Here is a 15583-nt window from a genome sequence, read left to right on the forward strand (position 1 = left end):
CGGGCTCGCCGGGTGCGGTCGTACTGCAACCTACAGAGCTATAGGTGTGGGAGAAGCTGCCTCGCAATTGCCTTTCCTAGCTCCATCGGGACAGCGTTCCCTATTTGCTTTGCGATCGCGGTCTTCGACCCAATCCACAGGTGCTCATCAGGGAACCCCTGGAGTCTGGCTGCCTCGAGATGCGTGATGGCCCGGTTAGCCACAGGATGGATGTACCGTCCCTTTTCGGGCTTGAAAAACTCGGTGCGAATAGTGACGGAAGGGCGGTCCCAGCGGAGGCGCCCCATAACGTCGCCGGAACCGCTCTTGTGGTTTACCCAGCACGGCGCCAAAAGCTTGGTTGGCAGGTCCATACGGTTGCCGCCTTCGGGGATCGCTTCAAACCTGTCCAGAGACAGTTGGGCGTACTTTCTGCCCAGGTGCAGCTCCGTTGTCTTGAAGGGACCCGCCATTAGACGGTCACCCACAGCTATCTTTCGTTCAGGTAATTCCGTAGATTCGGCTTCAGCCGGGATGCCGACGAGCGCCGTCCGCACACTGACGTGGCGACCCACGTGAGTGGGTGGCGGGAAGCCGGGGAAGTCCAGATCACGATGGTGCCCAATCAAAATGGCGCGCTTTCGCGCTTGGGGAGCCCCGTAATCTGCTGCGTTGAGTACATGCCACTGAAAGCTGTACTCCTCGAGGAAGCCGCCCTTCCTAGTGGCATTAGCGAAGTCCACCAGTTGCTGCGACTTGCCAAATGCCCCGACGTTCTCAACGACGAAATACTTCGGCTTTGCTCGCAGAAGAGCTTGGGCGTAGTGCTCCCACAGGCTGTTGCGTTCATCCAGAGCATCCCGCTTACCCAGGAGCGAGAATCCCTGACACGGCGGTCCGCCGATCACGACGTCGACGTTCGGCACTTCTTCTTCCAGGAGCCACTCCTGGATCGGGCCAGCGTAAACCTTATTCCCAAACGTCGCTGAGTAGGAGGCAGCTGCAGCGGCGTCGAACTCGACTGCGCGCTCCGTAATGAAGCGCGGTGACGCAGCATAAAATCCTTGGGTCAATCCACCAGCACCTGCAAACAGGTCCAAAACACGAATCGAGTCTGCTTGCTTCTCTCGCTCGAACGGCGCTCTGGTGTCTGCTTCAGTCTTCAACATGGTGATGAAAGGTTATCGCTTTTCCGTCCGCGACCCTCGCCGGCATGCCGAGGCGTTCCTCACCCGGGACGCTGCGGCCTGCCACGGCGTATATTAACGCAGACGGAAGCCTGAACTATGACGGGCGTGCATACTTCACACCCTCCGCCGCAGGTGCGGCTGTGAGGCAAGGACGGGCAACCAACGGATGGACCATGTGGGCCGTGAAACGCCAGGACCGTACGCGTCTTCTTTCAGAGTTGCGATCGGAATACGACACGTCCGAGACGGGAACAGGTCCTGCAACGGACGTCTCCGCAGCAGGCACTGGCGACCGTATGGGCGTTCAAACTGTTGATAACGACACAACCGACCCCGGCGATATGGAAGCGGCGTCTCCCGTTAGTGCTGAAGACACAGGCGAGAGCCCTGGGCTCGTTACCTCTTTTGGAATGTTCTGGCGGCGTGACCAAGTGAATTGGAACCATAGCGGCCGGCTGCGCCTGCTCGGATACCAGGCCGGAGATACAAGAAAGACTGATTTCACCGAACAGGTAGGCGTGTATCTCTTGCATGATGGGGCAAGAACAATTTATGTGGGTCGGGTATCCAAACCACGTATGGGGCCGCGGCTTGCAGAACACACCAAAGACCGGCTCTCGGACCGGTGGGACAGGTTCTCATGGTTTGGCCTTCGACCGGTTTTGACTAAGGGAAACCTCGGCGAAGCCGCAGAGGCCTTTGGAGCAGATCTTGTGGTCGCGACTATGGAAGCCATTCTGATTGAAGGGCTGGAACCGCCTCAGAACCGCCGCCAAGGGGACGAGATGATGGGGCAGGAGTATCAGCAAGCCATTGATGAACAACTGCAGGGGCGGACAGCGATGGAAACGATGGTCCGCATGTTCCAAGAAAGGACCATCCAGTAGTACCCGCTGCTTTAGGTTTCCGGTTGTAGATGGCGACGGAATCACCGCTAGTCTTCTCGGGTGGCCGAATATACAGACGTAAACACGTTCATGAAATGGGCAGTTGAGCTCTCTTCCGAGATTGAGTGGAAGGAAGAGGAACGCCCGTACAAGATTGATATGAGCGAGCGATTGGCCGTCACCCAGCAAAAGCTGGTCTTCAACGAAGAAAACTGGCTCGAGTTGCTCCTCGAAGATCTGTCGCACGGCAATCTTCTGAACTGGCGGTTCCTGGACAATCTCGGAAAAACTGGGAGGGACCACAAGGCCGAGCTGCGGGCGGCCATCGATGACCTGTGGACCACAAACACCTCATCAGCGGGCCTCACCTCTTTCGTTAACAGGATCCGTGGGTTCGCACCCGACCTTGCCCCCGGAAATCTGCTGGCATTGGGCTCGGTCCTGCTCATGTCTACCGACCCAGGACTCTTCCCGCCCTATCGGGCTGAACCCGTTACCAGTTTCCTGAAATTAATGGGGGCGGCGGATGTTCCTTCGAACCGCGCACCGGCCACGGAACGTTATGAAGCCTTCCTGGCTGGTCTCGATGTACTGCTGAAGGAAGCTCCAGGCGCAGGGATGGAACTGGTCGACCGGCTGGATGCCCAAGGACTCGTCTGGCTCGTCACCAACTACTCACCTCCGGCAGAGTGGGAACCAAGCCGGAAGCGCCAGTTCCTGGCCTGGCGCAACCACCAGGACACAGCACCGGAGCCGGGCAAGGATCTGCGGTCAGGTCCCTATCCAGTGCTGGAACAGGCTGCCGCATCAATCCTGATCCCCGGAGTGGCCGGTGGACCCTCGCCCTATGATCCCGAGGTCGTCTCCTGGAGCGAGGTGAACGCCCGGGAGCTGTACCGAAGGGTCTACGAGGATCCCGACGCCGGTGCCGGCACCTTCATGGAAAAGCTCGAAAAGCAGTTGACGGGCGCTGACCGTGGCGTAGTGATCCTGGCCGCGGAACTCATCACGCTGCAATGCCTGCCACTCTCCAACCTGCTCCCGGAAACCAAGATACGCCGGGTCTCCCGCGTGCTGTCCTGGTTGGATGACGCTCCGACCATCCCGGAAACAATAGAAGCGGGACTCCTCACGCGCGGCGCCTTTAACGGCGGCACCGGATTCAACGTGCAGCTGTGGCGGCACCTCTGCTGGCTCTGCGATCTGGTCATCAGCCTCCGCAGCAGCGAAGACACCGCAGCGTTGGCCGCAGCTACCCCGCAGGGGTTCCACGACGTCGCCGAAGCGGTCCACGGCAATCTCCCCTCCATTCGGTATTCCATGGAATACCTGAGCTGGCCCGGCTTCTTTGAGCCAATCGTCAACTGGGGCCACCGGAAGAAAATTCGCAACGCCTTCGCCCATGAAATCGAGGGTGCGTCCGGTGACGACGAATTCTCCGTGGCCACGGACCTGCATCTCATTCACAAGGCGCAGGAGAAACGGACCGGTCATCGGGTCGAATGGTATGACGAGCCGTGGGTCAGCCAGTGGCGTCCCAAGGCCGAACGAGCTCCCCTGGCCTGGCTGGTTCGCCAGTCACAGGCGGGCGCGAGCCTGGCCGAACGCTGGACGGATGAAGGCATTGTTTCACTCGAGGCCCAGTATTTGGGAGCCCCAGAGCCGGAGGCTTCCTTTCCCGACCTGCAGGCGGCAGTCGATGCCGGGTACAGCCATTTGGACTATTCGGAACGACGACTGCGGGCTCGTTCCTACCACTTGTTCCTAACCCAGATGAAGACAGATGACCTGGTCATCACGGTTCTGGGCGAGCATCTGCGGCTGGGCGTGATCACAGTACCTGCTGAATATATGCAGACCGATGCCGTCGCCCAATTGGTGTGCGAGGTCGCGTGGCAGGAACAGCCAATCCCGGCCGAAGATCTCCCGGCACCCTTCCCCCGGCTGCTCGAGGAGCAGGGGACAGTTATTGATATGACGGAGGGGTTGCCGCTGATGCGTACCTGGCTGGAAGAAGAAGAGGCGGCCGACGACGTCGAACCCTCAGTGATTGCGCTTCCCGCCGGCGGCGTCCCCGAACTCCGGAAAGCCAGTGATGAACTGGCAGACAAGCTGTTCATGGGCAAAGACGACCTGCAGGAAGTCATTGACCTGTTGCAGACCCGGAACCAGATCGTCTTTTACGGTCCGCCCGGAACGGGTAAAACCTTCCTGGCCCGGAAACTTGCGCGTTACTTGGTGGGGGAGGAGCACACCAACCACGTGACGACGGTGCAGTTCCATCCGTCCTACGCATACGAGGACTTTTTCGAGGGATACCGCCCAGTAAAGGGAACCGACGGTCAAGTGGCGTTCGATCTGGTTTCGGGACCGCTGCGGCGGATTGCCGGCGCGGCAGCCGCGGAGCGTGACAAGCCGTTCTTTCTGATCATTGATGAGATGAACCGCGGCAACCTGGCCAAGGTTTTCGGTGAGCTGTATTTCCTGCTCGAATATCGAGACCAGAGCATCGATTTGCAGTACAACTCCGAAGAGAAGTTTGTCCTTCCGCCCAACTTGTTCATCATCGGCACCATGAACACTGCCGACCGTTCCATCGCCATGGTGGACGCCGCCATCCGCCGTCGTTTTGCGTTCGTGGAACTGCACCCGCAGGAGGGCATGACCAGCGGGCTCCTGGATCGCTTCCTGACGTCGCAGAGCATGGACCGGCGGCCTGCGCTGCTCCTTGACGCGCTCAACCAGGAAATCGCTACGGAAGATCGGGACCTCATGATTGGCCCCTCCTACTTTATGAAGCCCGATTCCCTTTCACCGGCGGGTTTGAATCAGATCTGGAAATACGAGCTGCTGCCCCTGCTCGAAGAGCACTACTACGGCAGGATGAGCAGGCAGGAAATCCACGCACGGTTTGGCCTTGAAGTGATCGCACGCAAGGTTGACGGGAATCCAGCGGCCGAGCTGTGAGGCATATCCAGATAGAGGAGCTGGAGGACGAGCTTCCCCTCGTGGCCCTGTCAGAGGCTGAGGCATTCGGCTTGGCCAGGACGGGGCTGGTGCACGTCCAATTTGTGGGGAACGGCCGGTGGAGATTGTCCCCTCGCGGTTTCGTGGGAGCAGCCGAGGTGGGTGACGTGCTGCTGGACGTACGGCCCAAGGACAAGGTGGGAGTCAGCCAGCTGCTCTTCCTGCTGGGATATGCCCGTAACGCAGGCTTCCGGCCCGACGACGTTGCGGGAACGCAGACCTCCGATCTGTGGTCAGCGCTCGCTGAGTCCCTTGTCCGTCAAGGCGAACGTGCCTTGGGCCGCGGAGTCCTTCACGGATACGTTTCCGTTGACGACGCGCTTCGGACCGTCCGCGGACGCATCCGGATAGCCGACCAGATCTCCCGCCGGCCGGGCATCTTGCTGCCTCTGGAAGTCACCTATGATGACCACACGGCGGATATTGCAGAGAACCGCACCCTGCGTGCTGCTCTTCGGCAGCTCCTCGGCCTGAACCGGGTGAGTGGCCCGGTGCGGCAGCGGCTCGCGCATCTGGAGCGCAAGCTCGACGGCGTTGGTGACCTGCGCGCCGGCACGCCGCTGCCTCTGTGGCAGGAGACACGCGCCAACGCACGGTATGTTCCGGCACTGCGTTTGGCCGAGATTATTCTTCGGCACTCGGTGGCGGAAACCGCTGTCGGCGGCATCCGGGTGGCGTCCTTTGTCGTCAACATGGCCAAAGTCTTTGAAGATTTCGTCGAGGTAGCTCTAAGCGAAGCTGTGGCGAAACTGGGGCTGCCGGGGGGACGGATGGATCGGCAGTACCGAACGATGCTTGACCACGAGGCTGAGGCTGCCGACCAACAACGGATCCACATGAATGTTGACGTTGTCTACAGGGCCTCCGGTACGCCGCCGGTGGTCTTCGACGCCAAGTACAAGGCCTCTTCGGGCAACGGCAAACACCCCAACGCGGACCACTACCAAATGCTGGCCTATTGCACGGCGCTGGGGGCCCCGCGGGCATGGTTGGTTTATGCCGGCGCAGGGGAGCACCGCTCGCGCAGGATTGTGAATACAAAAGTTGCCGTGGAAGAGTTCCCGCTGGATCTTTCGCAGCATCCCCACCAGGTGCTGGAACGGGTCAGCCGGTTGGCGGAACTGTCCGTGCTGCCGCGCGCCGCGGGCGTCGGGCGATAGACGCTGTCGTGTGGAAACGAGTTGCGGGATGAAATCCGTTGGTCGGCTGGAGTCAGTCTCGATGTCGGAGTCATCCCCCGAGACCGTGCTCCACCTGGTTGGAATGAAACGGCCGTCTGCCCATCCGACGGTAACGGAACGTCCAGGAAATACCGACTGCAGAACGGGATCAGGAGCGAGCAAACTGAATGCCCGATGTGTTCCACAAGTTTCGGAACGCTGAAAGCCTGCATCCTATTCTGGACACTGAATCGACCCCATGACACCAAGGACCGAGTACAGACTTGCATACGTCATATTGTCAAGTGCGCCCTGATCACAATTGGTCTTAAACTTGTCTGTCGTGTCTCCGTAATGCATGTACATGGCCACATGCTCGTAATTCAGTAGTGCCGCCGAGATTTGTTCCACTTCAGCTTCGGGCACGTCCCGCAAAGTTAGTTTGTGTGTAGTCTGAACCTGAGCCGTGGTCTCAGCCTCCGTAATCTTGTTGAGCAACGGGAAATCGCCGAAGCGAATTCCCACTAAATTCCCGTCCCAAGTGTCCACAAAACATGAATCTTCAGTGGTGGCGCGATTCAGTGCGTAATTGCACACAGGGCTGCCGTTGGGGTAGCGCAGCACTATGCTGACTCCACCTTCATCGTGGAAGCTGAAGGTGCGGTTGCCTTCGGTCGTATTGGTGAACTGCATGGCTGAGTCAAAGACCAGCGATAGGTCACGGGATCCAAGAGCGTCCGCCTCCACAGAAACAACTTCTGTCTGACGCGGATCTAGAAGGGCCCATTCAAAATCCATGGTATAGCCCTCGTGACCGAGTTCCGAGGTAACGACTTCAAGCTGCGTGGACCCTACAGCTACGGAATCGTCCTCTGTAGGAGTCGGCGTGGGGGAAGGTGTTGCTGATGTCATAGTCTCACTGCAGGTGTCAATTATCTCTTGTCCAGCCGAGGCGAAGTCCTCCAGAACCAGCTGGTAGTCCGCGTTGTTCTCAATGGCTGCGATCAACCCCTCAAATTCATCCTGCATAACAGCAATTGGCTCTCGGAGTTCTTCGCCAGCACTGCGTAACGATCCATCGAACTCTGCCGAGAACCCTTTCGCCTTCTCCAAATTCTCTGCGCTTAGTTCTGTTACACCGCCAAGGAAGTTTCCAGATCGGGTGATCAAACCCCCGTCATCACCAATAAGGGTCACGCAACTGACGCTTTTGTCCACCGGTGCGATCTGCTCACCCGACGACGACGACGGGGCTGGCTTCGCTTCCGAAGACTCGGAAGGTCCGCAGGCAGTTAGCGCTAGGATAAACGGAATTAGCAGAGCTAGTGGTCGTGTCATTAGTCCTCGAAGTGTTGATGGCACAATTTTGTGCACTCGCGTAATACTACTGCTTATCCCGCTAACGCTTTCGGAAAGCGAAGGGAGTGCTTGGTTACTCATCAGTGTGCGAAGGCACTTGAATGGGACATCGCACCGGGTCTACTGACGCAATCGATTTGATGGGGTTTAGAGTCAGGGGTTTGTCGTAGGTCCTGTCGTTGATCGACGGGTCGAATTTCTCGACGCCCAATTGAGGGAACGAGTTTTCCTGAAGCATAGGTGTTTCTGGTTCGGCGTCCTGGTCCACCTATGGAGCGGCGCTCTTTCACGGCCGATCCGGAGACCACATGCCTTCTGCCCAGTATGTTTATTGGGTTACTTACATAGAAGAATCCCTTGGGCTGAATTGCAGGCACTTCCGCTGAAGACCCACAACTTCATTTACTCGCCGCACAATTCAGGCTGCGTCGTTTCCACCGTGCAACACGGCCAATTACTTGGCTAGGCAGCGCGGGCGGTTCCATGAGTGCCGCTGGACCTGCCAGGTACCACGACATCGAAAGGCTCGCAGTGGTGAGCTCTGGGCGCCAGCGATTCGGAGACCACGGCTCCTTCTGGAAGGATGCTCATAAGGCTGCTTACAAAGGAGAATCCCGTGCACGACGAAATGCAGGAACATCCCTCTGAAGGGAACGTCCCCTCCACGCCTCGAACCACCCCGCAGATGAACATCCCGGCGGCCGACATCGTAAGCGGCGGAGCATCAGCAGCCCGGCCGAGGGCCGTGGACCCCGTCGAGGTCGCTATCCTCGCCGAATCTGAGGATCCCGGCACCGACAACCTGCGGCTGCAGGAACTGGCCACAGACCACCCGATCGCACGCCCCGCCGTCGCCGCCAATCCGGCCGCCGGCCCCGAACTGCTCACCTGGCTCCGCGCCCTGGATGACCCGGCCGTCAACGAAGCACTCCGGCGGCGTGCCCAGGCCGGACCGCAGGCAGAATAAACCGCGAGCTGACTGAACTGGAACACTAGTTCCGGGAAGATCTTCGTTTCAAGAACCAAGGAGAACCGCATGCTTTCCTCAACCTCCACCGGCAAGGCCGCGTCCTACGGTGTGCACTCGGAGGTGGGCAAGCTGCGCAAGGTCCTGGTCTGCGCGCCGGGTTTGGCCCACGAACGGCTCACCCCCACCAACCGTGAAGATCTGCTCTTCGACGACGTGATGTGGGTGGAGAACGCCCAGCGCGACCACGCCGACTTCGTCGCCGAGATGACCAGCCGCGGCGTCGACGTCGTCGAACTCCACGACCTGCTCGGGCAGACCATGGACATCCCGGAGGCTCGGACCTGGCTGCTGGACCGCAAGATCATCGCCAACCGCGTCGGCCTGGGACTGGTGGCCGGCACCCGCGCCTACCTCGATTCACTGACCGGAGCGGAACTGGCTCGGATCCTCATCGGCGGGCTCACGACGTCGGACCTTCCCGATGACTACCTCTCCGGCTACGTCGGTCTGGTCCGGGAATCCACCGGCCGTCCGGAGTACCTGCTGCCGCCGCTGCCGAACACCCTCTACACCCGGGACACCACCTGCTGGATCGGCGGCGGTCTGACCCTGAACCCGCTGTACTGGCCGGCACGGCACGACGAGACCCTGCTCATGCAGGCCATCTACCGCTTCCATCCGGACTACACCGGCTCGAAGATCTGGTGGGGGGACGCGGAAAAGGATTGGAGCCAGGCCTATCTGGAGGGCGGCGACGTCATGCCCGTGGGCAACGGCACCGTGTTGCTCGGCATGGGGGAGCGGACCTCCCGGCAGGCCATCACCCAGCTCGCACAGGCCCTGTTCAAGGACGAAGCCGCGGAACGGATTGTCGTCGCCGGCATGCCCAAGCTGCGCGCCGCCATGCACCTGGACACCGTGTTCACCTTCGCGGACCGGGACCTGGCCACCATCCACCCGGCCATCGTGGACGGCATCCACCCCTTCACCATTCATCCCTCCGACAAACCTCTGGGCTTGGAAGTGCGCGACGAGCGCGACCGCCGCTTCGTCGACGTCGTCGCCGAGGCCATGGGCTACAAGCAGCTGCGCCTGGTGGAGACCGCCGGGGACTACCACGCCACCGAACGCCAGCAGTGGGACAGCGCGAACAACGCCGTCGCCCTGGAACCAGGCGTGGTGTTCACCTACGACCGCAACACCCAGACCAACGCCGCGCTGCGCAACGCCGGCGTTGAAGTGATCCCCATTGTGGGGGCAGAGCTGGGCCGCGGCCGCGGCGGCGGGCACTGCATGACCTGCCCGATCATCCGCGACGGGATCGACTAACCGACGACGGCGTGCCGGATGCGGCGGCTGGCGTTTGGCCGCATCCACGCTCGCCATCGGAATTCTGGCCACGGTTTCGACGTGGACTCCAGCGAACGCACCGCCCTTGACGGGTCCATGCCTTTCCATTGCACGGACCCTTCGGCAACGGCCTCCGGGTGGGGCCGCCGATTCGGACCCATCGTCTCCTTCTGAGAGAATAATGGTAAGGCTGCTGACGAAAGAGGATCCCCTGCAGGAAGCGGTGTGCCCCTCCACTGTTGTCTAACCGGCGAGACCTCAGCCGCCGCCACACCCGATTGGAAGAGAACCATGTCTAATCCGCCTGTCTCGGGAGAGAAGGCTCCAGCGGCCAAACTCTCTCTACTGACCCTCACCACTGTGGTGATCGGGTCCATGGTCGGGGCCGGGGTGTTTTCCCTGCCCCAGCGCTTCGCCGAGGAAACCGGGGTGTGGGGTGCGCTCGTCGCCTGGCTGATTGCCGGTTCCGGCATGTTGATGCTGGCCTTCGTCTTCCAGAGGCTGTCCATGCGCAAGCCGGCGCTTGACGCGGGGATCTTCTCCTACGCCAAGGCCGGCTTCGGAAATTACGTGGGGTTCTTCTCCGCAGCAGGATACTGGGCCAGTGCCTGCGTTGGAAACGTCACCTACTGGGTGCTCACCATGTCCACGCTGGGAGCCCTGTTTCCGCAGCTGGGCGCAGGGGACACCCTCCTCGCCGTCGTGCTCTCCTCGGCCGGGCTGTGGGGATTCTTCTTCCTGATCAAGCGCGGCATCAGGGAAGCCACGGCCATTAACCGGATAGTCACGATCGCCAAGGTTGTGCCCATCCTGGTCTTCGTGCTGTTTGCTGTCTTCCTGTTCGACCCCGCCGTCTTCGCGGGAAACCTTACCGGCGCGGAGTACACGGGGCCGCTGTTCGAGCAGGTCAGCAACACGATGCTGGTGACGGTCTTCGTTTTCCTCGGGGTTGAAGGTGCCAGCGTGTATTCGCGCCATGCCCGACGGCGGGAGGACGTTGGCCGGGCCACCATCCTCGGCTTTCTGAGCGTTTTTGCCATCTTTGCCTCGGTCACGATCGTTTCCTACGGGGTCCTGCCGATGGAACAGCTCGCCGCGCTGCGCCAACCATCAATGGCGGGCGTCCTGGAAGCGGGAGTGGGGACCTGGGGGCTGGTGTTCGTCAGCGCAGGCCTGATCATTTCGGTGATGGGGGCCTACCTGGCCTGGAGCCTGATGGCAGCGGAGGTCCTGTACGTGGCCGCCACGGAGAAGGACATGCCGCGGTTCCTGTCCCGGGTCAGTGATGACGATGTCCCGGTCAACGCCCTGCTGCTGAGCACCCTGCTCAGCCAGCTGGTCATGGTCATCACCTACTTCTCCGAGGACGCCTTCGACTTCGCACTGGACATGACCGCGGTCCTGACGTTGTTTTCCCTCCTTTTCGCGGCCCTCTACGCCCTCAAGCTCGGCTGGAGCGGGGAAACGTATGAAGGAGCCCCGAGCCGCATCCGGCGGGGTGACCTGACCATTGCCGTCATCGCCACCATTTACTCGGTGTTCCTGGTCTACGCCGCCGGGCTGCCTCTGGTGCTGCTGTCGATGATCTTCTACGCCCCCGGCACCGTCCTGTTTGTGATCGCGCGCCGGGAACAAGGGCAGTGCGTTTTCCGGGGTGGGGAGCTGTTCCTCTTCCTCATGACAGTGGCTGGAGCCGTTGCGGCTGTGCTTGCCCTGACCCGGGGCTGGATAGAGCTCTGAGCTAAAGGCATCCCGCGCCCTGCGGCGTGCACTCGGACGTGGGCCGGCTGTGTAAGGTCCTGGTCTGCGCCCCGTGCCTGGCCAGCGAACGGCTCACGCCCCGCGCCCACCTGTACGGGCTAATGGCCGGCGGACGGCATATAGGGAGAGCTGCCCGAAATCATTCCCGCGTATTGGCCCTCGCACGGGTAGGCCGCCCGTAGCAGCGGCACCGCCTGCTCACCGGATCCGCGGCTGGCCGGTTCCATGCGCTCACGTCGGCGCCAAGTAGTAGCGGAAGTACACAATTAAGCGGGTATTTTTTGCCATTCCCAGCCCCGTGACCCCCTTCTAGACTCCGGTTACGCACATTCACACTCGCAACTGTTGGGCAATCACCGTAAACCTAAGCACAGACGGCTTAGGGCTATTACGGCGTTTGCGCTTCCTTCGTTTCGGCACGGCACCACTGAGGCCGGCGCGCTCTAACCCTGCATACGGTGATGCCTCAAATCACTCGGCACCGCCGCAAATTGAGGAGCTTGTATGTTCAAATTAAAACGCCGCACGGCGCGCCGGTACGGATTGGTGGCCTTTTTGGGGCTATTCGCCGTGACCGGTTTTCTTCCCTCGGCGGTGGGTGCCGACGACGTCGCACCGCTGCAGGCTGATCCGGCCTATACGGTCCAGCCGCCCCCTTTCACGGATATCGCGGGGGATCCGTTTGAAGCGGACATCCTGTTTATTGCCGCCAACGGCATCACCACTGGTTTTCCGGACGGCACATATCGGCCGCTGACGCCTGTTGCCCGTGATGCGATGGCCGCTTTCATTTACCGGCTGGCGGGGCAACCGTATTTCGAGGCACCGGCCACCTCGCCGTTTACCGATATCACACCGCAAACAGCGTTCTACAAGGAAATTACGTGGCTTGCCTCGACCCGCATCACCACCGGCTACCCGGACGGCACCTTTCGCCCGCTGACCCCGGTTGCCAGGGACATGATGGCGGCGTTCATGCACCGCTACAGCGGCACCTACTGCAGCATTGAGGCGGCACGGGATTTCCCGGCGCCCACTACGCCGCCGTTCACCGATGTGCCGGTGGACCTGCAGTTCGCCACGGACATTGCCTGGATGAAGGAGGCGGGGATCTCCACCGGTTGGCCGGACGGCACCTATCGGCCGTTCCTTCCGGTAGCACGGAATGCGATGGCTGCCTTTATGGAACGGCTGGACAGGTACAACGGCAGCCAGGGCGGCTGTAATCCGCCGGTCCCGGCGGGCAATCCGTGGCTGGGCAGCGACGAGGATGCCCTCACCCGGGCCTATTGGGCCACCGCCGCGATGAACCTGGAGCAGAAGGTCGGATACCTGGTCCAGTCGGGCGGCACCGGAGTCCCCGAATTTGGTCTGCCACCGATCCGGGGCAAGGACGGCTGCTGCGGCCTGGCCCTGGACACCGGTCCGTCCACCGCATTGCCGGTTGGCGTGGGTCTGGCCTCCACCTTCGATCCCACTCTGGCCCGCGCCTACGGCGCGGTAGGCGGAGAGGAAGCCCGCGCCGTCGGCTTCAATTCCATTGCCGGGCCCACCATGGACCTGGTCAACACCCCCTTCAACGGACGCATGTGGGAGGACCTGGGCGAAGACCCCATGCTGAGCGGAGACGCGGCAGCAGCCCAGGTGATCGGCGAACAGGGGCCCGACATCATAGCCCTGCCCAAGCACTACAACCTGAACAACTTTGAATCCCGCCGGGGCGACGTCAATGTGCTCATTGACGAGCGGCCGCTTCTGGAGACCTACAGCCGTAACTGGGAAAACGTTGTGGTGAACGGAAACGCGGGGTCCGTCATGTGCGCGTTCAACCAGGTGAACTCCGAGTACTCGTGCGGCAATGACCTGCTGTTGAACCAGATCCTCAAGGGCAGGCTGGGATTCCAGGGCTACGTTAGCTCGGACTTCAACGCGGCCCATGCGTTCTCCGACTACGCGAACGGGCTGGACGTTGCCGGACCCGGAACCGAGTTCTCCGGGCCGGCCCTGACCGCAGCCGTGGAGGCCGGCGAGGTTTCCGAACTGCGGATCACCGACGCCGCGCGCCGCGTGGCCTACGCCATGTTCGAGAACGGCATCATCGACAACCCGCCGGTGAACTCCTTTGTGAATCCGCAGCCAACGGACGTTGCAATTCCGAACAACATGCTGGCAGCCCATGACGCGATCGCTGAGGAGGTGGCCGAAAATGCCATTGTCCTGCTGAAGAACAGCGGTGATGCTCTTCCGCTGGTCAACGCCGACACCTCCTCGGTGGCTGTCATCGGGTCCGATGCAGACTGGTATATCGACGGCGGCGGCTCGGGCGCGGTCCAGAACCCGGCGCAGCTGACCACCATCCTGGACGGCATCACCGCCCGGGCCACGGGCGCCACCGTCACCCAGTCTCCGGGAACGGACCCGGTGTCGCTGGCGGATACGGTTCCCGGACCGTTCCCGATGCCGAGCGACGTGCTCACGAACGTCAATGCCGAGTACCGGCTGGGTGTGGACAATTTCATCGGAGAAACCACACTGGCCCGTTCCGAGCGTCAGGTAAACCTGCGGACCGGCATTTCCGCGGACGTCATTAACACATCCCAGGTCCCCGGGATCGGCGGCCAGCTGGCTACGCAGCCCATGTCGGCGGTCTGGACCGGAACGATCGTTCCGCCGTCCACGGGAACCTACACGCTCACCCTTACCCATCTGGGCACCGCACGGCTCTACGTCAACGGAACAGAGGTCATCAATGAACCCGCGGATACCTTGTTGACGGATGAGGTAACGGTGGACCTGACGGCAGGAACCAGTGTCCCGGTGCGGGTGGAATACACCACTGACGCGCCGAACCAGTTCAACGGCGGGCTCAATGACCAGTCGGGCGCCATCGCCCGGCTGGGCTGGACTCCGCCCGAGGGTGTGGTGGCACCGAGCATCACCGCCGCTGCGCAGGCGGCCGCGGCGGCCGACGTTGCCGTTGTAGTGGCCCGGGACTACACCGGAGAGGGAGCCGACCGCGGTTCGCTGGTGCTGCCGCAGAACCAGGACGCCCTGATCAGCGCGGTAGTGGCAGCCAACCCGAACACCGTCGTCGTGCTGGCCACCAGCGGACCGGTGACCATGCCCTGGATCGGCGACGTGCCTGCGGTCCTGGAAGCCTGGTACGCCGGGCAGGCCCAGGGACGGGCCGTCGCCTCGGTGCTCTACGGAGACGTGAATCCGTCCGGGAAGCTTCCGGTCACGTTCCCGGTCAGTGATGAGCAGGCCACCACTGTGGGGCCGTCAAACCCGTTCGACATCTTTGACGTGGTGAGCCCCACGGTGGAGTACACCGACGGCGTGTTTGTCGGGTACAAGAATTATGTGACCCAGGGTGCGGTTCCGCTGTTCCCCTTTGGCCACGGGCTCTCCTACACATCGTTCGGCTACCGCAACCTCTCCACACCGGCCGTGGTGGATGCGGACGATCCGAGCGGGAACGTGTCGGTGCAGGTATCGAACCTGGGTACCAGAACCGGTCAGGAAACCGTGCAGGTATACGTCGGCAATCTTCCCGGTGAGGAACCGACGCCGGCCCGACAGCTGGCAGGGTACGGCAGCATCACCCTCCCGCCCGGCGGGGTGGGAACGGTAAACATCGAACTGGATCCGCGGTCGCTCCAGTACTGGGACGACGAAGCAGATGACTTCGTCACTCCCACCGGGCCCGTGGCCATTTACGTGGGCCGCTCCGTCTCGGACACCCGCCTCGTTGGGCAGGTGACCGTGCAGTAGCGGGCGCCGGCAGTGGCCGGCACTGTTCAGTAGTTGGCAGCGAATGAGGTGGAGCCCGGGGAATCTCCCGGGCTCCACCTCATGTTCGGGATGGACAACATTGAGTCGCCCGAAAGCGCGGACGGG

The 15583-nt window shown here is 61.6% G+C and carries 9 protein-coding genes; 7 read left to right on the top strand and 2 right to left on the bottom strand.

The window, feature by feature from the left end; genetic code table 11:
• Window positions 1-38: 38 nt before the first annotated feature.
• Window positions 39-1148: a DNA cytosine methyltransferase gene (locus CXR00_RS12855; RefSeq protein ID WP_104054968.1), complete on the bottom strand. Its 1110-nt coding sequence runs from the start codon at window positions 1146-1148 to the stop codon at window positions 39-41.
• A 44-nt stretch (window positions 1149-1192) separates the two neighbouring features.
• Between CXR00_RS12855 and CXR00_RS18065 the strand changes: the two genes are divergently transcribed.
• Genes CXR00_RS18065 through CXR00_RS12870 form a run of 3 tightly spaced genes read left to right on the top strand, consistent with a single transcriptional unit; the run spans window position 1193 to window position 6243 of the window.
• Window positions 1193-2056: a hypothetical protein gene (locus CXR00_RS18065; protein ID WP_219816017.1), complete on the top strand. Its 864-nt coding sequence runs from the start codon at window positions 1193-1195 to the stop codon at window positions 2054-2056.
• Window positions 2057-2116: 60 nt separating this feature from the next.
• Complete coding sequence (locus CXR00_RS12865) at window positions 2117-5023, top strand: McrB family protein (RefSeq protein ID WP_104054970.1); 2907 nt, start codon at window positions 2117-2119, stop codon at window positions 5021-5023.
• Window positions 5020-6243, top strand: coding sequence for an McrC family protein (locus tag CXR00_RS12870; RefSeq protein WP_104054971.1), 1224 nt, complete (start codon window positions 5020-5022; stop codon window positions 6241-6243). Before CXR00_RS12865 ends, CXR00_RS12870 begins: the two co-directional genes overlap by 4 nt.
• Before the next feature lie 234 nt (window positions 6244-6477).
• On the opposite strand, the gene CXR00_RS12875 is transcribed toward CXR00_RS12870, so the two are convergent.
• Window positions 6478-7440: a hypothetical protein gene (locus tag CXR00_RS12875; protein WP_104096798.1), complete on the bottom strand. Its 963-nt coding sequence runs from the start codon at window positions 7438-7440 to the stop codon at window positions 6478-6480.
• A 778-nt stretch (window positions 7441-8218) separates the two neighbouring features.
• On the opposite strand from CXR00_RS12875, the gene CXR00_RS12880 reads away from it, so the two are divergent.
• The 4 genes from CXR00_RS12880 to CXR00_RS12895 all read left to right on the top strand — a co-directional run bounded on the left by CXR00_RS12880 (window position 8219) and on the right by CXR00_RS12895 (window position 15457).
• Window positions 8219-8569 (top strand): hypothetical protein, encoded by a 351-nt coding sequence (locus CXR00_RS12880; RefSeq protein ID WP_104054973.1) that lies wholly within the window; start codon window positions 8219-8221, stop codon window positions 8567-8569.
• Window positions 8570-8638: 69 nt separating this feature from the next.
• Window positions 8639-9901, top strand: a complete 1263-nt coding sequence (locus CXR00_RS12885; protein WP_104054974.1) for an arginine deiminase — start codon at window positions 8639-8641, stop codon at window positions 9899-9901.
• A gap of 312 nt (window positions 9902-10213) precedes the next feature.
• Window positions 10214-11662, top strand: coding sequence for a basic amino acid/polyamine antiporter (locus tag CXR00_RS12890; RefSeq protein ID WP_104054975.1), 1449 nt, complete (start codon window positions 10214-10216; stop codon window positions 11660-11662).
• Window positions 11663-12187: 525 nt separating this feature from the next.
• A complete protein-coding gene (locus CXR00_RS12895) occupies window positions 12188-15457 on the top strand; it encodes a glycoside hydrolase family 3 C-terminal domain-containing protein (RefSeq protein WP_104054976.1) in 3270 nt (1089 codons plus the stop codon).
• Window positions 15458-15583: the final 126 nt, after the last annotated feature.

The sequence above is a fragment of the Arthrobacter sp. 9E16 genome (genome assembly GCF_002929435.1).
GTDB lineage: Bacteria > Actinomycetota > Actinomycetes > Actinomycetales > Micrococcaceae > Arthrobacter_B > Arthrobacter_B sunyaminii.